The organism is Enterobacter sp. Li2LvB3 (assembly GCF_056156645.1).
This window is the reverse complement of the sequence record NZ_JBSICG010000028.1, coordinates 1-22,033: the sequence shown is the minus strand read 5'-3', so window position 1 is coordinate 22,033 and position 22,033 is coordinate 1. Positions and strand designations below refer to the sequence as shown.

Sequence of the window (22,033 nt, the reverse complement as noted above, 5' to 3'; positions counted from 1 at the left end):
TATCCAAACTAATTATTAACCCGACAGAAATAAAATCTGCCGGGTTAATAACCAGTGTTTTACACTTTCAGTGACGCGCCTTTTGTGGCAATCACTTCTTTATACCAGTGGAAACTTTTCTTACGGCTGCGCGCCAGCGTCCCTTTTCCGCTATCGTCACGGTCGACATAAATAAAGCCGTAGCGTTTAGACAGTTCCGCTTTAGAGGCGCTTACCAGGTCGATTGGCCCCCAGCTGGTATAGCCCATCACCTCAACGCCGTCGTCAATCGCCTCACGCACCTGGACCAGGTGATCGTTGAGATAGCTGATACGGTAGTCGTCCTGCACCACGCCTTCAGCATCCGGTTTGTCTTTCGCACCCAGACCGTTTTCCACAATAAACAGCGGTTTCTGATAGCGATCCCACAGCACGTTCAGCAGGGTGCGCAGGCCAACCGGGTCAATCTGCCAGCCCCACTCAGAGCTTGCGAGGTGCGGGTTTGGCACCATGCTCAGGATATTGCCGCGCGCCTGCTGGTTCAGCTCTTCATCGGTGGTCACACAGCCGGTCATGTAATAGCTGAACGAGATAAAATCGATGGTCGATTTCAGCGCATCGCGATCCGCATCGGTAATCTCCAGTTGGATGCCATTATCACGGAAGAAACGCAGCATGTAGCCCGGATAAGCGCCACGGCACTGTACGTCGCCGAAGAACTGCCAGGCGCGGTTTTCCTGAAGTGCTTCCAGCACATCTTCTGGTTTACAGGTCAGCGGATACATCAGGCCGCCCAGCAGCATGTTGCCAATTCTGGCGTCAGGAATAATGTCATGGCAGGCTTTTACCGCCAGCGCGCTGGCCACCAGCTGGTGGTGAATAGCCTGATACACCTCGCCTTTACTGCTGGTTTCCGGCAGGCCAACACCGGTCATTGGCGCGTGCAGCGACATGTTGATCTCGTTGAAGGTCAGCCACAGTTTGACTTTCTCTTTGTAACGCGCAAACACGGTACGGGCGTAGCGTTCGAAGAAACCAATCACCTGACGGCTGCCCCAGCCGCCATACTGCTTCACCAGTCCCCACGGCATTTCATAGTGCGACAGGGTGACCAGCGGCGTGATGTTGTGCGCGGCCAGTTCGTCGAACAGCTTGTCGTAAAACGCCAGGCCCGCTTCGTTTGGCTGTTGTTCATCCCCATTCGGGAAGATACGCGTCCAGGCAATAGAGACACGCAGGCAGCTAAAGCCCATCTCGGCAAACAGGGCAATGTCTTCCGGGTAGCGATGATAGAAATCGATCGCCACATCTTTAATGCCGTTGTCACCCGCCACGCGCTCCACCACCGGGCCAAACACCCCCTGCGGCTGGACGTCAGAGGTGGACAACCCTTTGCCATCGGTCAGGTAAGCGCCTTCTACCTGATTCGCGGCAACCGCGCCGCCCCATAAAAAATCATCCGGGAAAGTTTTCATCACGTTCTCCTGTTATTGATGGCTTACGCTGAGTAACGGGGTTCCGGCATTGACGGACGTCGCCGCCACGGTCACCACTTCGCGGTACTCGTCGCTGTTACTGATAATAATCGGGGTCGCCAGATCGTATCCGGCATCAAGAATGGCCTGACGATCAAACTCCAGCAGCAGGTCGCCCGGCTGTACTTTGTCTCCCACCTTCACGTGGGCGGTAAATGGCTTGCCGTCGAGTTTCACGGTGTCGATCCCCACATGGATCAACACTTCAATGCCACTTTCACTGAGCAGGCCGATGGCATGTTTGGTCTGGAACAGCGAGGCCACCTCGCCGGCAAACGGCGCAATTACCTTGTTATCCGCGGGAATGATGGCCGCACCGCTGCCCAGCAGGCCGCTGGCAAAGGTGGCGTCCGGCACCTGGTCCAGCGCCAGCACGGTACCGGTCATCGGCGACAAGACTTCGTTTTCGCCTACGCTCGCCGGTACTGCCGTTTCTTGCGTGGTACGCCGTGGCATCCCCGCCACCAGCGTCAGGCCGCAGCTCAGCACCAGCGCCACGACTGTACCGATAATACCGCCCCACAGAGTTGCATCCACGCCGCCTGGCGGGATCATCTGCGCGATGGTAAAGATGTTGGCAAAGCCGAACGAATAGACATGGGTATCGCTAAAGCCGACAATCGCCCCACCGATCGCCCCCGCCACACAGCCAAAGATAAACGGGCGGCGCAGCGGCAGGTTAACGCCATACACCGCCGGTTCGGTAATCCCGAAAATCCCCGCCGTGACAGACGACCCCGCCAGCATTTTCTGGCGAGCATCACGGGTACGCAGGAAGATACCGAGCGCCGCCCCCACTTGCCCGAACACCGCAGGCAACAGCATCGGTAGCATGGAATCGTGGCCAAGCACGGCCAGGTTGTTGATCATCAGCGGCACCAGCCCCCAGTGCAGACCGAAAATCACGCAGACCTGCCACAGCGCACCCATTGCCGCGCCCGCCAGCCACGGCGCCAGCACGTAAATCCACTGGTAGCCGTTTGCCAGCATCTGACTCAGCAAGGTCGCCAGCGGGCCAATCACCAGGAAGGTCAGAGGCACGGTAATGCCTAAGCAGATCAGCGGCGCGAAGAAGTTTTTCATCGACGGCGGCAGAAGCTTCGTGCTCTGTTTTTCCAGCCAGCAGCTCACCCAGGCCGCGAGGATAATCGGGATCACCGACGAACTGTAGTTGAACCAGGTCACCGGAATACCGAGGAATGCATCAGCCACCGCACCCGGCTGCTGGCTGGCGGTAAACGCCGAGATCATCAGTGGGTGTGTCAGTGCGCCACCAATCACCATGGTGATAAATGGGTTGCCGCCAAACTTCTTCCCTGCGGTGTAGCCCAGCACCAGCGGGAAGAAGAAGAACAGCGCGTCACTGGCCGCAAACCAGATTTTATAAGTCCCGCTGTCGGTGGTGAGCCAGCCGCACACCACCGCCAGGGCCAGCAGTCCTTTCAGGATCCCTGAAGCCGCCAGGATGCCGATAAACGGAGTGAAAATCCCGGAGACGATGTCAATCAGACGCCCCAGCAGATTGCCTTTTTCACCCTTCTCTTCCACGACGGGCGTATCATCCGTCAGCCCTGCTTCGCTTCGTACCGCCTTCCAGACGCTGTTCACATGGTTACCAATCACCACCTGAAACTGGCCGCCGCTTTCGACAACCATAATCACGCCCGGATTTTTCTTCAGCCCTTCGGCGTTCGCTTTTTGATTGTCTTTCAGTTTGAAGCGCAGTCGGGTGGCGCAATGGACAAGACTGACGATGTTCTCTTTACCGCCAACGTGGCCGAGAATATCCTTCGCTAAAGCCTGGTATTCCATCTCGATTTCCTTACATCCGATGCCCGCAGGCACCTGTTGACTGAGTATAAAAATAAAAAAACCCGAGAACGTCCTCCTTTCGAAGGCCGCGCTCAGGTTTTGCCTGCGTTATGCAGTAACAATCCAGATTTTGAGGCTTAACGCCCCTCTTTTCTCACCCGTTCAATATGAATGGCGAGGAACATAATTTCTTCGGTTGTCAGCTCGCGCTGATAACTTTTCTGCAAATGCTGCGCGATTTTCTCGGCGCACTTCCAGGCTTTCGCGTAGTTGTCTTTCACCGCCGTATGCAGAGATACATCATCGTCTTCCACCACGGTGCGGGTGAGCATCCGTTGGGCAAAGAACTTCAGATGGGTAACAAAACGCTGATAGCTTAACGACTCTTCGTCGTACTCCAGGTGCAGCTGGTATTTCACCAGTTGCAGGATCTCCTGCATGACCCGGGTAACGTGCATCACTTCCGGCATTTCGCTGTTCAGCTGCGCGGTCACCAGATGCAGCGCGATAAACCCGGCCTCATCCTCTGCCAGTTCGACATTCAGACGTTTGGCGATAATGGCCCGCGCCTCTTGCCCCAGTTCGAACTCTTTTGGATACAGGCGTTTAATATCCCACAGCAGCACGTTTTTGATTGCCAGCCCTTTCTTTTGCCGTTCAATCGCAAAGTAGCAGTGGTCCGTTAAGGTGATATACAGACTGTCCTGCAATTTCCCTAACCGCTGCGCTGCCAGTCCAATGATGCGGTCGCAGGTGGTCATCACTTCCAGCGGGATCTGACTCAGTAGTTCCCCCAGCCGACGCACCAGTTCGTCACTTTGCAGCGCAAACACTTTTTCGACAAGCGCAGTATCCAACTCTTCACCGACGCGCTTCTGGAAGGCAAGTCCTCGCCCCATCACAACCTGTTCGCGCCCGCGTTCATCCTGAACAACCACCACATTATTATTAAGAATTTTGGCGATTTTCATCGGAACCCCAGAAACAAAAAAACCTGACCTCCGGCAGATGCCAGAAAATCAGGTTTTGCCTGCCTAAGCAGTAACAATCCAGTTCTGGCACTCTATCAGTTTCATTCGTAGCCTCAATGTGTCACGAGCAAAAACGTGACGCAGATCGTACTTGCTACGGTTTAATCAGAAGGTCACAACGGTTTTCAGTTCGGTTACCCATGCATCCTGAGTGCGGGCAACCCCACCCGGATGGTGCCAGTACTGAATACCCGGTTGTAGTTCCAGCCAGGATACCGGACGGAAGCGATAATAGAATTCACCGTTCACCGAGTGACCCGGAACAGGGTGATACGCCGGATCGTTATAGTCAGAAACACCGCTCAGGGAATTCAGATACCGCTGGTTACGCGCGTACTGGCTGCTCATATCAATCCAGGTCAGACCAAAGCCAATCCAGTCATCCGGGCGGGCGTCAAACAGCCCGCGGTAGCGTAGCGAGGCGGCGTAGACCTGATGCATATAGTTACTGCTTTGATCGGCAAGGCTCATGCTGACAGAGGTGCTCAGACCGCGATTGGGATCGTCCTGATGCCGCGTCAGCTGCTGGTTCAGCCCGGCATACATAAACCAGGTCCGGTTATGCTCTTCGTATCCTTCAGGGTCACTTGCCCCTGCACCACCCGATTTTCCGCGATAGAGGTCAGCCTGTGGCGCATTGGTAAACACCACGCCCAGGTTGTACGCCCCCGGCAGCCCGTTAATCAGCGGACGGGCTTCGATTTCAACCGGCAGTAGGACGCCCTGGCTGCCTTTCGTTGACCAGCTCCAGGCGTGGTTACGGCTGGAGGCATCCGGGTTTTGCTCCATCACACCGCCTTTTAAGGTAACGGTTGGCGTCACTTTATACTCAAGCGTGGTGCCCCAGGTGTGGACGTTCCAGTTGTTCCAGGTCAGCGAGTTGGCCGATTTCCCGCCGCACTGGGAGAGCATCTGGAAATCACACGGGATGATTTGGTCGAAGGTTTGCACCTTGTTCATCATTCCGATACGCCAGGTCAGGCGACGGTCATCAAAGCTACGGGCAAAGGTCAGCCAGCCCAGACGGGTAATGGACTGCCCTCCCCAACTCTCCTGGGTCAGGTCGTTAAAGTTGACGCGCGGATCCTGCACACGTTTGGTGGTGAGATCGTCGTTGTGATTACGGTTGACGATATTCCCTTCGATGCGTGCATCCGGGATGCCGGTCCAGCGCTCCAGATCCTGATTGAAGGTCAATGCAAACTGGTCAATATAGGCCACATGGGAGTCGTGGTTGTAACCGCCGCCGCCATTCCAGCCGATTTCATTCAGATAGCCCAGGTTGTAGGTAAACCCGTTGTCATTGAGGATCTTACGAATGCCGAGCATATCGCCCAGGATCGGGTCGGGCGGCGCTTCAAAACCTAACACCGTCCCGTTCCACTCCTGCGCCATCGACAAAGGAGAAACCGTCAATAAGGCAAGTGCGCACAGCTTATAGTGAATATTTTTATATGCCATAATTAAACCTGTGATTGAGTATTTAGTGCGTAACCGGTCGCAGGCAATTTATATATCGCCTGTCATCATTAAATTTATTTTGGTAATAGCAGCCCGTGCAGTTATTCAATAACCACAAATGGTGTCCTGCTTTATTTCTGCGTATCGCGTTAAGGCAAATGTCTCTCCTGCGTAAATGACAGGCAAAAAAAAACCTAAGCGCTCCACAGCGATGAGTGCCGTGGAACGCTTAGGTTTTGCCTGTTAACCAGTAACAATCCTGCGTTGAAAACAGTGGCACCTTAACACCCTCGTGCCACATTGAAAACCGGATTTGTTTTATATATTAAAAAAGTGTGAGCAAATTAACGCTTATTATTTTGACTGAATGACGCGTGCAATATCCGCCGATGTCTGTAACGTGCGGATCTCCTGGAATAATCCCAGCGCCTCAGAATATTCTTTACGCAAATAACTCAGCCACTGTTTAATCCGCGCGACGTGATACAAACCGGTATCCCCCTGCTTTTCCAGGCGGGTATATTTTTGCAGTAAGGTGACGACATCCGGCCAGGCCATGCGTGGCTCATTGTATTTCACCACCCGGCTGAGGTTCGGCACGTTAAGGGCGCCACGCCCAATCATCACCGCATCACAGCCGGTCTCTTTCAGACAGGCCTGCGCGCTGGCGTAATCCCAGATTTCGCCGTTGGCGATAACGGGAATGGTGAGTCTTTTGCGGATCTCGCCAATTGCCTGCCAGTTGATGCGTTCGGCTTTATAGCCATCTTCTTTGGTGCGGCCATGCACCACCAGCTCGGTGGCCCCGGCCTGCTGCACCGCATCGGCGATTTCAAACTGCCGTGCATCGCTGTCCCAGCCCAGGCGCACTTTTACCGTCACCGGCAAATGCGAGGGCACGGCTTCACGCATGGCTTTCGCGCCACGGTAAATCAGCTCCGGATCTTTGAGCAAGGTCGCACCGCCACCGCTGCCGTTCACAAGCTTAGACGGACAGCCACAGTTGAGATCAACCCCATACGAGCCAAGCTCAACCGCGCGGGCGGCGTTTTCCGCCAGCCATTCAGGGTACTGACCCAACAGCTGAATACGCACCAGCGTGCCAGAGGTGGTACGGCTCTGACGATGCAGCTCCGGGCAGAGTCGGTAGAATGATTTTGCTGGCAGCAACATATCGACCACGCGCAAAAACTCCGTCACGCAGAGATCGTAATCGTTCACCTCGGTCAGAAGTTCGCGTACGAGGGAATCGAGCACGCCTTCCATTGGGGCCAGTAAAACACGCATATCAGTACCTGTGAAAAAAGACGCGCTATAGTAGCCGCTCTCCAGGTATGTTGAAAGCCCGGAGGTTAATCCGGGATCGTCTCGTCAGGCCGCAGAGTAAGGACGTCAAAACCATCGGCTGTAACGGCAATGGTATGCTCCCACTGGGCCGACAGTTTTTTATCGCGGGTGACCACCGTCCAGCCATCTTTTTTGGTTTTGATCCGGCTGTCCCCCTGGTTCACCATCGGCTCAATGGTAAACACCATTCCCTCTTTCAGCACCGCGCCTTCACCCGGTTTGCCGTAGTGCAGCACCTGCGGATCTTCGTGCATCTCTTTACCCACACCGTGTCCGCAATATTCGCGCACCACGCTGTAGCCGTTGCCTTCAACGTGCGACTGAATGGCGTGGCCAATGTCCCCAAGCGTTGCGCCGGGTTTCACCGCCTTGATCCCCTTCCACATGGCCTCATAGGTTTTTTTCACCAGCCGGCGCGCCAGCGGTGACACGTCACCAATCAGGTACATTTTGCTGGAGTCGGCAATCAGGCCGCCTTTCTCAAGGGTGATATCCACGTTGACGATTGACCCGGTTTTCAGGTGTTCCGACTCTTTCGGGATCCCGTGGCAGACGACCTCGTTTACCGAGGTGTTCAGCACGTACGGAAAGTCATACTGCCCTTTACTGGCCGGGCGGGAGTGCAGCTCATTAACAATAAAATCTTCCACCCGGTTGTTGATTGCCATCGTCGTGACCCCGGGCTGGATAAATCCGTCTAACATGGTAAACACGGAGGCAAGCAGTTCGCCGGCATGGCGCTGCGTTGCAAGCTCATCAGCCGTTTTAATGATTATTGACGGCATTGATCACCTCCAGCAGACGGTCGGATCCTGATTTCAGCATCATCATCTTAATTTGTTGGTAATTGAGTTCAGGATAGAGTTCGCACAGCATCCCCAGACGGAGCCAGTATTCGGCCTGCGCGTTCACCGAGCGCGACATTGCCTTACTGGCATCGCGGATGTCGTCATGAAGCAGGTCAGATATTTTTACGATTCCCATTTATACATACCGTAACGATTCATATATGAATCATATATTCTCATTTAACCGGTGCCCTGTCCATTTGTGGAAATGCCCGACGTTCCATTCAGGAATGTCTGGTATGCTCAAAATTCATGATGTGATCCGTGGCACATTTCCGGGTTTAATTGTATGATGAATGCGTTTCATCAAGGACTTTCACCATGAGCAAATCATTGAATATCATCTGGCAGTACTTGCGCGCATTCGTCCTGATTTACGCTTGCCTCTACGCCGGGATTTTCCTCGCATCGCTGCTTCCTATCACTATTCCTGGCAGCATTATCGGGATGCTGATCCTGTTTGTTCTGCTGGCGCTGCAAATCTTGCCGGCAAAATGGGTCAACCCTGGCTGCTTTGTGCTCATCCGCTATATGGCCCTGCTGTTCGTGCCTATCGGTGTCGGGGTGATGCAGTACTTTGATTTGCTCAAAGCCCAGTTCGGCCCCATCGTTGTGTCTTGCACGATAAGCACGCTGGTGGTTTTCCTGGTAGTCAGCTGGAGTTCGCATCTGGTTCACGGCGAACGTAAAGTGGTTGGGGAGAAAACAAAAAAATGATGGCCAATATCTGGTGGTCGCTGCCGTTAACGCTGGTCGTGTTCTTCGCCGCACGTAAACTTGCCGTACGTTTTAAGATGCCATTACTTAACCCACTGCTGGTGGCAATGGTGGTGATTATTCCTTTTCTGCTGCTGACGGGCATCCCGTACGAGCGCTATTTCGCTGGCAGCAAAATTTTAAACGACCTGCTGCAACCTGCCGTTGTCGCACTCGCCTTTCCTTTATATGAACAGTTACATCAGATCCGCGCGCGCTGGAAATCCATCATCACCATCTGTTTTGTCGGTAGCCTGGTAGCGATGATCACCGGGACTTCCGTCGCGCTGTTGATGGGGGCATCTGCGCAAATTGCCGCTTCTATTTTGCCGAAATCCGTCACCACGCCTATTGCGATGGCCGTAGGTGGCAGCATCGGCGGCATTCCGGCGATCAGCGCCATGTGCGTCATTTTCGTCGGTATTCTGGGTGCGGTATTTGGTCATACTCTGCTGAATCTCATGAAAATCCGGACTAAAGCCGCCCGTGGCCTGGCGATGGGAACCGCCTCACACGCCCTGGGCACCGCGCGCTGCGCTGAGATGGATTATCAGGAAGGTGCATTTAGCTCGCTGGCGCTGGTAATCTGCGGGATCATGACCTCCCTGATTGCGCCATTCCTGTTCCCGGTTATTCTGGCCGTTGTGGGCTAAAATTTGCGATGCGTCGCGCAAATTTCATTTTGCTTTCATAAGTTGCATAAATAATGAGAAGCGGATCACATATAAAGCCCTGACGGCTCCGTACACTACCGATCCATTAACCTTTATGAGGCATTGCCATGCATCCACGTTTTCAAGCCGCTTTCGCCCAGCTTGCAGAGAATTTGCAGTCAGCCCTGGCCCCGGTTCTGGCGGATGAGCATTTCCCCGCCCTGCTGACGGCAGAGCACGTCACGACGCTTAAACAGGCGACGGGGCTGGACGAAGACGCGCTGGCTTTCGCACTGTTGCCGCTGGCTGCCGCCTGTGCCCGCGCCGATCTCTCCCACTTCAACGTTGGTGCCATTGCTCGCGGCGTGAGCGGAACCTGGTATTTCGGCGGGAATATGGAATTCCTCGGCGCCACCATGCAGCAAACGGTTCATGCAGAGCAGAGTGCCATCAGCCACGCCTGGCTTCGTGGTGAAACAGCGCTGAGTGCCATTACCGTTAACTACACCCCGTGTGGTCACTGTCGCCAGTTTATGAATGAACTGAACAGCGGGCTGCAACTGCGTATCAACCTGCCAGGCCGTGCACCGCACACCCTGGGAGATTACCTGCCAGATGCCTTCGGTCCAAAAGATCTCGATATCAAAACACTGCTGATGGACGAGCAGGATCATGGCTTTGCGCTTTCCGGTGACGCGCTAAGCGAAGCGGCAATTGCTGCTGCAAATAAAAGCCATACCCCATACAGCAAATCACCAAGCGGTGTGGCGCTTCAGTGCCGTGATGGCCGCATCTTTAGCGGCAGTTACGCTGAAAATGCGGCATTCAACCCAACGCTGCCGCCTCTGCAAGGCGCACTGAATCTGTTGAACCTGAACGGATACGATTACCCTGATATCCAGCGCGCGATTCTGGCAGAAATTGCCGATGCACCGCTGATCCAGTGGGATGCGACCGCCGCCACGCTGAAAGCGCTCGGCTGTACCACCATTGATCGTGTACTGCTTGCGTAATACTGAGTGCGGGCAGAAATGCCCGCATATCTGATGAAAAACCCCTCAGTTGAATCGCTGTTTCTTGCTCTTACCGGACGGGTAAAGTAGCCTGAGTGAAATCCCATCTTCGGAACGAGCCATCTGCATGTTAAAGCGCGTTTTTTACAGCCTGTCTGTCCTGGTCGGCATACTGCTGTTGACTGCGCTTGGCCTCGACCGCTGGATGAGCTGGAAAACCGCCCCCTACATCTTTGATGACCTGCAAGACCTCCCTTACCGCCAGGTTGGCGTGGTGCTCGGCACCGCCAAGTACTATCGCACTGGCGTTATCAATCAGTATTACCGTTACCGTATTCAGGGTGCGCTTAACGCCTACAACAGCGGCAAGGTAAATTACCTGCTGCTCAGCGGTGATAACGCACTGCAAAGCTATAACGAGCCGGTAACGATGCGTAAGGATTTGATTGCCGCAGGCGTCGATCCCGCCGATATCGTGCTCGACTACGCCGGTTTCCGTACCCTCGACTCTATCGTGCGGACCCGCAAGGTGTTCGACACTAACGACTTCATCATCATTACCCAGCGTTTCCACTGCGAACGCGCGCTGTTTATCGCGCTGCATATGGGTATTCAGGCCCAGTGTTACGCCGTGCCATCGCCTAAAGACATGCTTAGCGTACGCGTACGTGAGTTTGGAGCCCGTTTTGGCGCGCTGGCCGACCTGTACATATTCAAACGTGAACCGCGCTTCTTAGGCCCGCTGGTGCCGATCCCGGCGATGCACGAAGTCCCTGAAGATGCGCAAGGTTACCCGGCGGTGACACCTGAGCAATTGCTGGATATGCAGAAAAAAGAGAAAAAATAGCCCTCTTTTATTCTTTCTTTACGACACCAGCCACTCTTTTTATCCGTCCTTTACACCCGCCCTTTTAAGCTGAGTTCACTGCCGTTACGGCTTCATTGAAGAATGACTATGAACTCAATAATGAATGCTTTTTTCCTGAAAAATATCCGCCAGTACTTCAACTTTCCGGGCTTATCTCTTCCGGGCACCCACAATTCCGGCCTGTATTTGGATGAGAAAATGGCGGCCATGAAGCGCACGTTTTCGGTGGAAGTGGCGGATTATCTGGAGCGTTACCCGCAGACAAAACACATTGACGTTTATCTGAACGATATCAATGGCATTATGCGCGGTAAGCGACTTTCAGTGGATAACATGCTGAGTCTCGAGAACGGCTGCTATTTCCCTCTCTCGGTCTATTCGATGGATCAGAAAGGGAAGATCGCCGCACCTCTTCATGATGAGCCAGACCGGCTATGCGTTCCGGTTGCTGGTTCCCTGCGCCCTTCTTTGCACGATCCGCAGCACAGCGCGCAGATCCTGCTGACGATGAAAGACACTAACGGGCAAGACTGTCCGTTTGAACCCCGCGTGATATTGCAGAATGTCCTCGAACGCTTCCACCAGCATGGGCTTTTCCCGGTGATTGCGCCGGAAGTTGAGTTCTATCTGACGGGGAAAGGCGCTCAGGATCCGCAAAATCAGGGCTGCTTTCATATGGACACCTCAGCGGCACACGCGGCACTGTTTGATGAGCTGGAACAGCTGGCACATTGCCAGCATATCCCACTCACCGGGATCGTAGCTGAGGCTGAATCCGGCCAGTTCGAACTGAACCTCAGGCACAGTCATCGGGTGGTTGAAACGTGCGATAACGTGCTGGCGTTACGCCGTTTGACCCGCTTTGTCGCCGACAAAAACGGTCTTCAGGCCAGCTTTATGGCTAAACCCTTTAGCCTTCAGTCCGGTAGTGGTCTGCATTTCCATTTCAGTCTGAATAATATTCACGGCGAAAACGTGTTTGCCTCACCCGCCGAGGAACTCAATGGCATGATGCGCTTATGTATCGCGGGCCAACTGGCGCTGATGCCCGCATCCATCGCCATTCTTGCTCCGGGCGTTAACGGCTTCCGCCGTTTGCGTAAAAACCTTACCGAGCCGTTGTTCAATTCCTGGGGCTATAACACCCGCTCTGCCGCGCTACGCATACCCTGCTCGGATGAGGGCAATCGTCGTATTGAGTATCGGCTGGCCGGCGCAGATGCCAACCCCTATCTGGTGGTCGCTACCATCCTGACCGGTATGTTGTATGGACTGGAAAAGGTCGATGAGCAAGATTTACAAGAGTCGCAACATGATGAACCTGTACTGCCGCTTTTCCAGCAGCAAGCTATCGAGGCATTTTCCGGCAACCAATATCTCATTGATAGCCTGGGCGAGGCCTTTTCACAGCAGTGGATTGCCTGCAAACTTTCTGAGCTCGAAGAGTTTGAACGTATCGTCACCGAGCAAGAATTGACGCTTGCGTGAAATAAAAAGCCCGCTCGAGAGCGGGCCTGATAATACAAGGTATCTTTATTTCTTACGGGCGTATTTCAGTGAGTCCAGCGCTACCGCGAAGATGATGATTGCGCCTTTGATGATGTACTGCCAGTACGGGTTCACGCCGATGTAGGTCAGACCGTAGTTGATAACAGTGAAGATAATTACACCAGTTACCACGCCGAGCACCGTACCTACGCCGCCGCTGAAGGAAACGCCGCCGACCACGCACGCTGCAATCGCATCCAGTTCGTACATGAAGCCGAGGTTGTTGGTTGCAGAACCGATACGACCTGCTTCCAGCATCCCGCCGAAGGCGTAGAACACACCAGACAGGGCATAAATCATCAGCAGGTTCAGAGCCACGTTTACGCCGGACACTTTCGCCGCTTCCGGGTTACCACCGATAGCGAAGATGTTCTTACCGAAACGGGTTTTGTTCCACAGGACCCAGACGAAGGCCACCGCAATCAGTGCATAGAAGGTGATATACGACAGGCGGAAGCTGCCCAGCGCGATAAACCCTTGCGTAAAGGTCGAGAAGCCGCTGTCGAAGCCTGAAATTGGGGATGCACCCACGAAGTCGTAGTACAGGGAGTTGATACCGTAAACGATGATCATCGTACCTAAGGTGGTGATGAATGGCGTCACGTTCAGGTAAGCGATGATGATGCCGTTAATCAGGCCAATGATCGCACCGATGACACACACAATCAGGATCACCACGAAAATCGGCATGGTCGCCATTTCCGGGAAGACTTTGTTGGCGTTTTCCATCGACTGCAACATGGTTGCTGCGATAACCGCTGCAAGGCCAACCTGACGCCCTGCGGAAAGGTCAGTACCCTGGGTCACAATCAGACCTGCCACGCCCAGTGCGATAATAATACGCACGGAAGACTGAGTCAGAATGTTACTCAAGTTCAGCAGGCTTAAGAACGTAGGGTCCTGGAAAATGATGATGGCCAGTAACACTAAAAGAACAACGTAAATACCGCCGTCTTTCAGATAAGTGAGAAAACTTTTTTTATTTAACGCACTCATGAGGAGCCCCTGATCTTAAAGGTGCAAAGACGCAAGACGGAGAATTTCGTTTTGCGTTGTCGTTTTGGTGTCAACAATACCGGCAACGAGACCATTGCTCATAACCAGAATACGATCTGTGATCCCTAACAATTCCGGCATTTCGGAAGAAATAATAATGATCCCTTTATTCTTTTTAGCCAGCTCAGCAATCAACTGATAAATTTCAAACTTTGCACCCACATCGATACCGCGGGTTGGTTCATCCAGCATCAGAATTTCTGGCTGAGTTAATAACCAACGCCCGATAATAACTTTCTGCTGGTTACCCCCTGACAGAGAGCCGATTTGTGTACGGTGGCCTGGCGTTTTAACACGCATGGAGTCAATAACCCACTGGGTATCACTCTTCATACGGGAATTATCCAGCAGACCGACTTTGTTCTTATAATTACGAATATTCGAAATTAACGAGTTAAAGTTAATATCCAGATAAGCGTAAATACCGGTAGAACGACGTTCTTCCGTCACCAGCGCAAAACCATGGTTAATGGCTTCGTTGGCGTTGTGGTTGTTAATTTTTTTACCGTGCAGCGTAATGGTGCCGTCGGCTTTTTCGCGAATACCAAACAGGGTTTCCACGATATCGGTACGTTTGGCACCGACCAGCCCTGCGATCCCCAGAATTTCGCCTTTATGCAGGTCAAAAGAGACATCGCGAATGGACGGCTGACGCAGCGAGGTCAGGTTACGCACCTCAAGGATCACTTCACCCGGTTTGTTCTCACGGTCCGGGAAGCGCTGGTTCAGTGAGCGGCCAACCATCATGGCAATGATCTTGTCCATGTCCAGGCCTTCGAGCGGCTGAGTGGCAATCCACTGACCGTCACGCAGGATGGTAATTTCATCACACAGCTGGAAGATCTCTTCCATTTTGTGCGAGATATAGACAATACCGCAGCCGCGATCTTTGAGTTTACGAATAATGGTAAAAAGGTGGTTAACCTCTTTTTCCGTTAATGACGATGTCGGTTCATCCATGATGACGATTTTTGCATCATAAGAGAACGCTTTTGCAATTTCGATCATCTGCATCTGGGATACCGATAATGTGCCGACGCGGGCGCGCGGATCGATATCAATATCCAGTTCATCGAAAATGGCTTTGGTGTCGCGATACATTTTATCCTGATCGACAAACACACCTTTGGTTGGATAACGACCCAACCACATATTATCCATAACCGAACGTTGCAGTACCAGGTTCAATTCCTGGTGAACCATCGAGATACCGTTTTCCAGTGCTTCTTTAGCTGAATGGAAATCGATCTCTTTCCCCTGAAAAAGTATGCTGCCAGAATCTTTTTGATAGATCCCAAAAAGACATTTTAATAATGTCGATTTCCCTGCACCGTTTTCACCCATTAAGGCATGAATAGAGTGAGGACGAACTTTTAAATTAACATTATCGAGTGCCTTAACACCGGGAAAAGACTTGTTGACACCGGTCATTTCCAACAAGTATTCACCGGACGACTGAGTATTTGTGCTGACCATAATTATACCTTGTTGGCCTCGCATATCGCGTTATAAAAGGGCGCAACGAATTGCGCCCAGTGGAGACAGTACTAATGACTTATTTACCGATAAACTCAGCCAGGTTGGACTGGTCTACGCCCACGTATGGAACGCGAACGATTTTGTTTTCAATCTTCCAGTTGGTGCCATCAGCTGCACCTTTACCGTCGGCCAGGTTTTTCGCCAGATCGAAGGTGGCTTTCGCCTGGTTGTTAGCATCGTTCAGAACGGTACCGGCCATTGCGCCAGATTTAACCAGCGCCAGTGCTTCAGGCAGAGCATCCACACCGAACACAGGGATGGAAGATTTGTTGTGTGCTTTCAGCGCTTCTACTGCACCCATTGCCATCGCATCGTTGTTGGCGATAACCACTTCGATTTTGTTAGCATTCGGGCCAGACAGCCACGCGTCCATCTTATCTTTCGCCTGAGCGGTATCCCACATTGCAGTATCTAACGCCAGTTGCTGAGTTTTCAGGCCTTTGTCGTTCAGTTCTTTGATAACGTAAGTGGTACGTGCTTCAGCATCCGGGTGGCCTGGTTCGCCTTTCAGCAGAACGAACTGGATCTGACCATCTTTGTTCAGGTCCCAGTTAGGGTTTGCCGCCCAGTGTTTAGCAATCAGATCGCCCTGGATAATACCGGACTCTTTAGAGTCAGTACCTACGTAAAACGCTTTGTCATAGCTGTCCAGCGCTTTACGAGAAGGTTCTTTGTTGAAGAAAACGATTGGCACATTCTGGCCACGCGCTTTCTCGATAACTGTGCCTGCCGCTGCTGGGTCAACCAGGTTGATTGCCAGTGCTTTCACGCCTTTCGCCAGCAGTACGTCGATCTGATCATTCTGCTTGGACTGGTCGTTCTGGGAGTCATTCATCAGCAGCTGAACGTCTGGCGCTGCTTTAGCATCTTTCTCGATAGCTTTACGAACAACAGACATGAAGTTGTCGTCGTATTTATAGATTGTCACACCAATACGGGTATCCGCAGCGTGCGCTGTTGCACCAAAAAGCATACTTGCCATAACAGCAGACAGAGTCAACACCTTCTTATTCATGGTATCTCCGGTTTTTTTATGCAGGGTAGTTCTTGTGAATAACGGTCGGCGGGCAGGTGTTAAAAAAACGTTACTGACAGCCGAAGTTCACTTATAAAATTTCTATCTTCCGTGTTCGGTAACGCTCCAGAAATGCGTTTTATTGGTTGTTTGCGGTACTTTGGCTATAGTGAAAGTGATTAATCACCGTTACATAGCGTTTCAGCTCCTAAAACGCTGACATCATAGTAAGCGCCTTGTTAAGATACTGTGAATTTACTCACAGATTGAAAACGGTTACATCGACCTACGTAATCAGTTAGTGATCGGAACCACAGTTTGCCGAATAGATACCGAATGGCGACGCACTAAAGTCGGCATGAAACAGTGTGTTGCCCCCGGATCCAACTGCCCTGCCGCGCCTTGTAACGCCAGCTCAGTCGCCAGTTTTGCCATTGAAGCAATCGGATATCGCACCGTGGTCAGCTGCGGATCGGTGTAACGCGCAATCGGGATATCATCAAAACCAATCAGCGACAAATGCTGTGGCACCGCAATTCCGTTGTCTTTCAGCGCCGTAAGCGCGCCCGCCGCCATGTTATCGTTGTAGGTAAAGACAGCAGAAAGGTGAAGATTGCGCCCCAGCAGTTCGACCATCGCCGCTTCCCCACCCTGCATATCAGGCGAGCCAGTACCCACCCAGCTTTCCAGAGGCGTAATGCCGTGCTCTTTCAGCGCCCTCTGCCACCCTTCGCGGCGCATAGCATCGTCTTCAATATGATGGCTGGATGCCAGAAAGCCGATACGCTGATGGCCATTGTTAATCAGCATCCGCGTGGCCATCATGGCACCGCTGACGTTATCCAGCCCGACACAACGGTGGGCGTAACCCGGAACAATTCGATTGATCAGCACCATACCAGGGATTTGTTCCATAAACCCTGCCAGTTCCTCATCACTCAAGGCTTTTGAGTGAACAATCAATGCGTTACATCGCTGGCGAATCAGAACTTCAATCGCATGACGCTCTTTTTCAGCCTCATGATAGCTATTGCCAATCAGCACATACTTCTGGTGCTGCTGCGCGACAACGTCGACCGCTTTGACCAGCGCGCCAAAGAATGAGTCAGATACATCCATCACCACCACACCAATGGTGTCACTTACCTGGGTGGCTAACGCCTGGGCATTGGCATTCGGCCTGTATCCCAGTTGCGTGACGGCTTTCATCACGGCTTCACGAGTTTCAGGGCTGACCAGCGCGCTGTTGTTCAGCACGCGCGAGACAGTAGCAACAGAAACGCCCGCCTGGCGGGCGACGTCACGAATGGTGATCATATTCACCATCCTTAATAGGATTGCAGCAACTCACAGACACCCCCTGTGTTAAGCAAGGTGGCTATTTTGGCAGCGAGAGAAAGGGGACTACGTGAAGAAGCTCACACGGATGAAAACGTTTACATCCGTTTTGTTAATGATTGTGATCCAGATCGTTATCTGGATGTATTACTCAATGATACACCCGAAGCATGTGCGGTTAATTGCCGCCATAGCCATTCCAGTGGTCCCTGGCGGAAATAACGCAGCCAGATAACCGAAAACGCCACATTCACGACCCATACCGGAATAACAAACGCCAGCAGTTCGAGTCGGTCGAATTTCATAAACAGACCAAAACGATAGAAAAGCGTGGTGCAAATCAACGTTTGCAGTAAGTAATTGCTCAGCGCCATTCGCCCGACACAGGCAACGGCACTGACTAACCAGAAGCGACACAGCTGTGGCCAGAAGCCATAAATCAGCGCCGCATAGCCAACGGTCTGGAACGGTGCGCCAAGCTCGCGAGGCACCTGAAGCAGGAAGGCACACCAGCGGTAATTCCAGTCAAGATGCCACTGCATCACGATTGCCGGAACATTAATCAGCACACCAATCGCAACCAGCCCGGCCCCGACTCGACGATAATGGCGAAGGCTGAATTCGCCTTTCAGCCAGCCCGTTCGCATCAGCGAGGCGCCCATCAGCATCATTCCCGCCAGCTGCCAGCCATACTGCGCCCCCAGCGCCAGAAGATTGTCACCGAGCATATCTGCGCGGTTGCTTATTGCTTCCACGCCACCTTTCAGCTTCCAGAACTGTTCATACTGGAGGTTCGCCGCATCCGGGATCCACGAACGGTTGGTAGCGTCGCCCGAGATCATCCCCAGCAGTATCAGCACACCGATGCCCATGAGATACAGCATAACGCCGGTGTTAAAGAGGCTTTTCACGCTGTGCGCATCGCGGATCAGTCGCCAGCAGATTAAGCCGACTAATCCATAAGCCAGCAGAATATCGCCGTCCCAGAAAAGCAGGCCGTGGATAAAACCAAGAATAACTAACAGAGTCAGACGAGACTGTATCCAGCGCGTACCGCGCTTTAACAGCAACTGAAGACCGGCACCAAACAACAGCGCAAAGAGGGTGAGGAATTTGACCTGGGCGAAAAGATCGAGCAACGCCCACGTCCAGGCATCGCTACGGGTGATGTCACCGTACCACGCCGGGTTGAGATAAGCGGCCTTTGGCAAACCAAAGGCGCTGATATTAAGCAGCAGGATACCGAGAATGGCGACGCCGCGAACAAAATCGAGCGTGACATTTCGCTCCATGTACCCTGCCCTGCCTGATTAGTTGTGGTGACGCACCGCGCGCAGGAACTCCTGGCGAGTGTTCTGGCTGGATTTAAACAGGCCGCCCAGAGACGTAGTGGTGGTCGCACTGGTCGCATCACGAACGCCGCGCGCTTTCACACAATAGTGAACCGCATCAATAGACACCGCCACGTTATTGGTTCCCAGCAATGTTTGCAGCGCAGTAAGGATCTGTTGCGTCAGACGTTCCTGTACCTGCGGGCGCTGCGCAAAGAAGCGCACGATACGGTTGATTTTCGACAGACCAATAACCGTATCTTTCGGAATGTATGCCACGGTGGCTTTACCGTCGATAGTGACGAAGTGATGCTCGCAGGTGCTGGTCAGCGTAATGTCGCGAACCGTTACCATCTCATCAACCTTCATCTTATTTTCGATAACGGTGATTTTCGGGAAGTTAGCGTAGTCCAGGCCCGAGAAAATCTCATCGACATACATTTTCGCGATGCGGTGAGGGGTTTCCATCAGGCTGTCATCGCTCAGATCGAGATTCAGCAGTTGCATAATCTCGGTCATATGGCCGGAAATCAGACGTTTACGTGTTTCATTGTCCATCTCCTGAACGGGTGGACGCAGAGGCGTTTCAAGGCCGCGCGCAAGCAGGGCTTCATGAACCAGGGCAGCTTCTTTACTGAGTGATGACATTTTTTTCTCCCGCAGGTGTGGCTGTCTTCTGCCCTCGTTGTGGCAAAAGTGTGCGCTCATTGTGCGTGAGGCGGCGCACATAATCCAGTATTCACGACGATAATTATTGCAATTGCTGTTGCCTTTCGGCCTTGCGGTTCCAGACTAGCGCACCGCCGATAAACAGTGCAATACCCGCAAGCCCTAACGCAGGCTCCAGCTGATGCAAAAACCAGGTAGATAATGCCGAGGTCACAGGGCCAACAAGTTGCCCTACCGCATAGCCTGTGGTGAGCAGCCCAGCCATATAACGCGTATGCTGAGGTGCCAGTTCCCGGCCATACAAGAGGGAAAGTTGAACGGCGCACAGGAATCCACCGCCCACCAGCAATCCGCCCAACAATAAGCCCGTGATACCCGGCACCAGCCAGGCAGCCAGTACGCCGACACCCTGCAACCACAGAACAATGGCCAGCCTGCGATTAGAGGATGAGAAGTGACGTAACACAATGCTGAGCGCAATCCCCACCACGGACGCCGCGCCAAAGAGCGGCCAGACAAACTGTGCAAACAGGCTGCCCGGGAAACGCGCGACCGCCATTTGCGATAAAAATGTCGCCGGAAGGATATACCCGAAGCCCGCCAGGCTATAGCTCCAGACCAGACGCCGCAGATTGGTGGTCAGTACCAGCGGTTCAGGTGCCGTCTCCGGGCGGTGAAGCTGACCACCACGGGGAAGATAGCGCGCTACCAGCGTCACCAGGGTAAGCGCCAGGACGCCATAAATCTGCCACGCGGCCCCCGCCGGGATCGCCCTGCTCTGAATATAGACTGCCAGCAAGCCGCTGAGGGCAATACCCGCACCCGGTCCGGCAAACACCGCCGCGCTCAGCCCCGGTTTCCCCAGATATCCCAGCCGCTCGTTGGTCCACGCCGCAATCAGCACCATCGACCAGCCGCTCATACATCCGATAGCAAACCGCAGCACGCCGTGAACTATGGCGTTATCCGCAGCTGCCGAGAGCAACGTCAGTGCAACCGCGCCTGTAATCCCCACCCAGAGTCGCAACTCAACGAAACGGTGCGCTCGCATGGCATCCCAGGCCCCGACCAGATAGCCGAGGTAGTTCATCGCCGCCACCAGCCCGGCGCTCGTCAACGTAAGTTGTCCGTCCGCAATCATCAGCGGTACCTGCGGGGTGAAGGCGAAGCGCCCAATTCCCATCGCAACGACCAGAACGACAAATCCGCTGAGCGCAATCCGCAGCGCCATGACCACCCCAATTGTTAAAAATAAGTTAATTTATGATGCAGTATCTTGCCGCTAAGCGGAAGTGAAAGTTACTCACAGGTAAATGAAAACTCTGTATTATGGGTTTAATAAATACCATTTCGTATAAGGAGCCTTGCATGGAACTGCTCGAAGAGCACCGTTGTTTTGAAGGTCGACAGCAGCGCTGGCGGCACGACTCCACCGTACTGAACTGCGCCATGACGTTCAGCATTTTCCTGCCGCCGACTGAACAGGGAGCGAAACCACCCGTTCTGTTCTGGCTGTCTGGCCTAACCTGTAACGACGAAAACTTCACCACCAAAGCGGGTGCACAGCGCATTGCCGCTGAACTGGGCATTGCCCTGGTGATGCCGGACACCAGCCCGCGCGGTGATGATGTAGCCGATGACGCCGGATACGACTTAGGCAAAGGCGCAGGGTTTTATCTGAACGCCACCGAGCAACCGTGGGCCAGTCATTACCGCATGTATGATTATGTTGGTGATGAGCTCCCGGCATTGATTCAGGCCGAGTTTGCGGTCAGCGATCGTTGCGCTATCAGCGGTCATTCGATGGGCGGACACGGCGCGCTGATCATGGCGCTGAAAAATCCCGGTAAGTTCACCAGCGTTTCGGCATTTGCGCCCATTGTGAACCCAACGCACGTACCGTGGGGGCAGAAAGCCTTCACGCAGTATCTGGGGAATGATGCCGAAAAATGGCAGGCATGGGATAGCTGCGCGCTGCTGCTGGCAAGCAATGCTGAAGATGCGATCCCGACGCTTATCGATCAGGGGGATGCCGATCAGTTCCTGGCCGGACAGTTACAACCTGCGGTGTTTGCTGAAGCTGCGCGCCAGAAAGACTGGCCACTGACGCTGCGTATTCAGCCGGGATACGATCACAGCTATTACTTTATTGCGTCCTTTATTGAGGATCATCTCCGCTTCCATGCGGAGCATTTGTTCGGGTAATTGCGGCCTTTCATGCCCGGTGGCGCTTC

General features: G+C 53.3%; 19 protein-coding genes and 1 pseudogene. 6 read left to right on the top strand and 14 right to left on the bottom strand.

Annotated features, from left to right (window positions below; genetic code table 11):
• Nucleotides 1–59 precede the first annotated feature (59 nt).
• The 7 genes and pseudogenes from ACS603_RS19820 to ACS603_RS19790 all read right to left on the bottom strand — a co-directional run bounded on the left by ACS603_RS19820 (nt 60) and on the right by ACS603_RS19790 (nt 8,149).
• Nucleotides 60–1,454, bottom strand: coding sequence for a glycoside hydrolase family 1 protein (locus tag ACS603_RS19820; protein WP_182061748.1), 1,395 nt, complete (start codon nt 1,452–1,454; stop codon nt 60–62).
• Nucleotides 1,455–1,466: 12 nt separating this feature from the next.
• Nucleotides 1,467–3,438, bottom strand: a pseudogene (gene bglF / locus ACS603_RS19815) (PTS beta-glucoside transporter subunit IIABC).
• Between the two features lie 25 nt (nt 3,439–3,463).
• Nucleotides 3,464–4,297 (bottom strand): transcriptional antiterminator BglG, encoded by an 834-nt coding sequence (bglG, locus tag ACS603_RS19810; protein WP_014071014.1) that lies wholly within the window; start codon nt 4,295–4,297, stop codon nt 3,464–3,466.
• A gap of 165 nt (nt 4,298–4,462) precedes the next feature.
• Nucleotides 4,463–5,818: a carbohydrate porin gene (locus tag ACS603_RS19805; RefSeq protein WP_182061749.1), complete on the bottom strand. Its 1,356-nt coding sequence runs from the start codon at nt 5,816–5,818 to the stop codon at nt 4,463–4,465.
• Nucleotides 5,819–6,172: 354 nt separating this feature from the next.
• Complete coding sequence (dusC, locus tag ACS603_RS19800; RefSeq protein ID WP_166716282.1) at nt 6,173–7,105, bottom strand: tRNA dihydrouridine(16) synthase DusC; 933 nt, start codon at nt 7,103–7,105, stop codon at nt 6,173–6,175.
• 65 nt (nt 7,106–7,170) lie between these two features.
• The gene (gene map / locus ACS603_RS19795; protein ID WP_182061751.1) at nt 7,171–7,950 is read right to left on the bottom strand and encodes a type I methionyl aminopeptidase; all 780 of its coding nucleotides are present in this window, start codon (nt 7,948–7,950) and stop codon (nt 7,171–7,173) included.
• Nucleotides 7,931–8,149: a ParD-like family protein gene (locus ACS603_RS19790; protein WP_014071020.1), complete on the bottom strand. Its 219-nt coding sequence runs from the start codon at nt 8,147–8,149 to the stop codon at nt 7,931–7,933. Before ACS603_RS19790 ends, map begins: the two co-directional genes overlap by 20 nt.
• A gap of 185 nt (nt 8,150–8,334) precedes the next feature.
• Here ACS603_RS19790 and ACS603_RS19785 point away from each other — a divergent pair, with 185 nt between their 5' ends.
• From ACS603_RS19785 to ACS603_RS19765, 5 genes are all read left to right on the top strand, one after another.
• Nucleotides 8,335–8,730, top strand: coding sequence for a CidA/LrgA family protein (locus ACS603_RS19785; RefSeq protein ID WP_182061752.1), 396 nt, complete (start codon nt 8,335–8,337; stop codon nt 8,728–8,730).
• Nucleotides 8,727–9,422, top strand: a complete 696-nt coding sequence (locus tag ACS603_RS19780) for a CidB/LrgB family autolysis modulator (protein WP_182061753.1) — start codon at nt 8,727–8,729, stop codon at nt 9,420–9,422. The genes ACS603_RS19785 and ACS603_RS19780 overlap by 4 nt, the downstream gene beginning before the upstream one ends.
• 128 nt (nt 9,423–9,550) lie before the next feature.
• Nucleotides 9,551–10,435 carry a cytidine deaminase gene (cdd, locus tag ACS603_RS19775; protein WP_315686186.1) on the top strand — a complete coding sequence of 295 codons (885 nt, stop codon included), beginning with the start codon at nt 9,551–9,553 and terminating at the stop codon, nt 10,433–10,435.
• Nucleotides 10,436–10,562: 127 nt separating this feature from the next.
• Complete coding sequence (gene sanA, locus ACS603_RS19770) at nt 10,563–11,282, top strand: outer membrane permeability protein SanA (protein WP_182061755.1); 720 nt, start codon at nt 10,563–10,565, stop codon at nt 11,280–11,282.
• A 120-nt stretch (nt 11,283–11,402) separates the two neighbouring features.
• Nucleotides 11,403–12,791, top strand: a complete 1,389-nt coding sequence (locus tag ACS603_RS19765) for a glutamine synthetase family protein (RefSeq protein ID WP_474944756.1) — start codon at nt 11,403–11,405, stop codon at nt 12,789–12,791.
• 45 nt (nt 12,792–12,836) lie between these two features.
• On the opposite strand, the gene mglC is transcribed toward ACS603_RS19765, so the two are convergent.
• The 7 genes from mglC to ACS603_RS19730 all read right to left on the bottom strand — a co-directional run bounded on the left by mglC (nt 12,837) and on the right by ACS603_RS19730 (nt 21,030).
• Entirely contained in the window at nt 12,837–13,847 is a 1,011-nt protein-coding gene (gene mglC / locus ACS603_RS19760; protein ID WP_182061756.1) for a galactose/methyl galactoside ABC transporter permease MglC, read from the bottom strand.
• A 15-nt stretch (nt 13,848–13,862) separates the two neighbouring features.
• Entirely contained in the window at nt 13,863–15,383 is a 1,521-nt protein-coding gene (gene mglA, locus ACS603_RS19755; RefSeq protein WP_014071027.1) for a galactose/methyl galactoside ABC transporter ATP-binding protein MglA, read from the bottom strand.
• Nucleotides 15,384–15,462: 79 nt separating this feature from the next.
• A complete protein-coding gene (gene mglB, locus ACS603_RS19750; protein WP_014071028.1) occupies nt 15,463–16,461 on the bottom strand; it encodes a galactose/glucose ABC transporter substrate-binding protein MglB in 999 nt (332 codons plus the stop codon).
• Nucleotides 16,462–16,755: 294 nt separating this feature from the next.
• On the bottom strand, nt 16,756–17,778 hold the full coding sequence (galS, locus tag ACS603_RS19745) for an HTH-type transcriptional regulator GalS (RefSeq protein WP_395678236.1): 1,023 nt from the start codon (nt 17,776–17,778) through the stop codon (nt 16,756–16,758).
• 155 nt (nt 17,779–17,933) lie between these two features.
• Complete coding sequence (gene yeiB / locus ACS603_RS19740; protein WP_182061758.1) at nt 17,934–19,091, bottom strand: DUF418 domain-containing protein YeiB; 1,158 nt, start codon at nt 19,089–19,091, stop codon at nt 17,934–17,936.
• Nucleotides 19,092–19,109: 18 nt separating this feature from the next.
• Nucleotides 19,110–19,778 (bottom strand): GTP cyclohydrolase I FolE, encoded by a 669-nt coding sequence (folE, locus tag ACS603_RS19735; RefSeq protein WP_014071031.1) that lies wholly within the window; start codon nt 19,776–19,778, stop codon nt 19,110–19,112.
• A gap of 103 nt (nt 19,779–19,881) precedes the next feature.
• Nucleotides 19,882–21,030 carry a YbfB/YjiJ family MFS transporter gene (locus ACS603_RS19730; RefSeq protein ID WP_182061759.1) on the bottom strand — a complete coding sequence of 383 codons (1,149 nt, stop codon included), beginning with the start codon at nt 21,028–21,030 and terminating at the stop codon, nt 19,882–19,884.
• Between the two features lie 137 nt (nt 21,031–21,167).
• Here ACS603_RS19730 and fghA point away from each other — a divergent pair, with 137 nt between their 5' ends.
• Entirely contained in the window at nt 21,168–22,004 is an 837-nt protein-coding gene (gene fghA / locus ACS603_RS19725; RefSeq protein ID WP_315686192.1) for an S-formylglutathione hydrolase, read from the top strand.
• Nucleotides 22,005–22,033: the final 29 nt, after the last annotated feature.

Bases quoted from the DNA above. Each gene is read 5' to 3' on its own strand.
- ACS603_RS19820 (WP_182061748.1), bottom strand. From the start codon at position 1,454: ATGAAAACTTTCCCGGATGATTTTTTATGGGGCGGCGCGGTTGCCGCG.
- bglG (WP_014071014.1), bottom strand. From the start codon at position 4,297: ATGAAAATCGCCAAAATTCTTAATAATAATGTGGTGGTTGTTCAGGAT.
- ACS603_RS19805 (WP_182061749.1), bottom strand. From the start codon at position 5,818: ATGGCATATAAAAATATTCACTATAAGCTGTGCGCACTTGCCTTATTG.
- dusC (WP_166716282.1), bottom strand. From the start codon at position 7,105: ATGCGTGTTTTACTGGCCCCAATGGAAGGCGTGCTCGATTCCCTCGTA.
- map (WP_182061751.1), bottom strand. From the start codon at position 7,950: ATGCCGTCAATAATCATTAAAACGGCTGATGAGCTTGCAACGCAGCGC.
- ACS603_RS19790 (WP_014071020.1), bottom strand. From the start codon at position 8,149: ATGGGAATCGTAAAAATATCTGACCTGCTTCATGACGACATCCGCGAT.
- ACS603_RS19785 (WP_182061752.1), top strand. From the start codon at position 8,335: ATGAGCAAATCATTGAATATCATCTGGCAGTACTTGCGCGCATTCGTC.
- ACS603_RS19780 (WP_182061753.1), top strand. From the start codon at position 8,727: ATGATGGCCAATATCTGGTGGTCGCTGCCGTTAACGCTGGTCGTGTTC.
- cdd (WP_315686186.1), top strand. From the start codon at position 9,551: ATGCATCCACGTTTTCAAGCCGCTTTCGCCCAGCTTGCAGAGAATTTG.
- sanA (WP_182061755.1), top strand. From the start codon at position 10,563: ATGTTAAAGCGCGTTTTTTACAGCCTGTCTGTCCTGGTCGGCATACTG.
- ACS603_RS19765 (WP_474944756.1), top strand. From the start codon at position 11,403: ATGAATGCTTTTTTCCTGAAAAATATCCGCCAGTACTTCAACTTTCCG.
- mglC (WP_182061756.1), bottom strand. From the start codon at position 13,847: ATGAGTGCGTTAAATAAAAAAAGTTTTCTCACTTATCTGAAAGACGGC.
- mglA (WP_014071027.1), bottom strand. From the start codon at position 15,383: ATGGTCAGCACAAATACTCAGTCGTCCGGTGAATACTTGTTGGAAATG.
- mglB (WP_014071028.1), bottom strand. From the start codon at position 16,461: ATGAATAAGAAGGTGTTGACTCTGTCTGCTGTTATGGCAAGTATGCTT.
- galS (WP_395678236.1), bottom strand. From the start codon at position 17,778: ATGATCACCATTCGTGACGTCGCCCGCCAGGCGGGCGTTTCTGTTGCT.
- yeiB (WP_182061758.1), bottom strand. From the start codon at position 19,091: ATGGAGCGAAATGTCACGCTCGATTTTGTTCGCGGCGTCGCCATTCTC.
- folE (WP_014071031.1), bottom strand. From the start codon at position 19,778: ATGTCATCACTCAGTAAAGAAGCTGCCCTGGTTCATGAAGCCCTGCTT.
- ACS603_RS19730 (WP_182061759.1), bottom strand. From the start codon at position 21,030: ATGGCGCTGCGGATTGCGCTCAGCGGATTTGTCGTTCTGGTCGTTGCG.
- fghA (WP_315686192.1), top strand. From the start codon at position 21,168: ATGGAACTGCTCGAAGAGCACCGTTGTTTTGAAGGTCGACAGCAGCGC.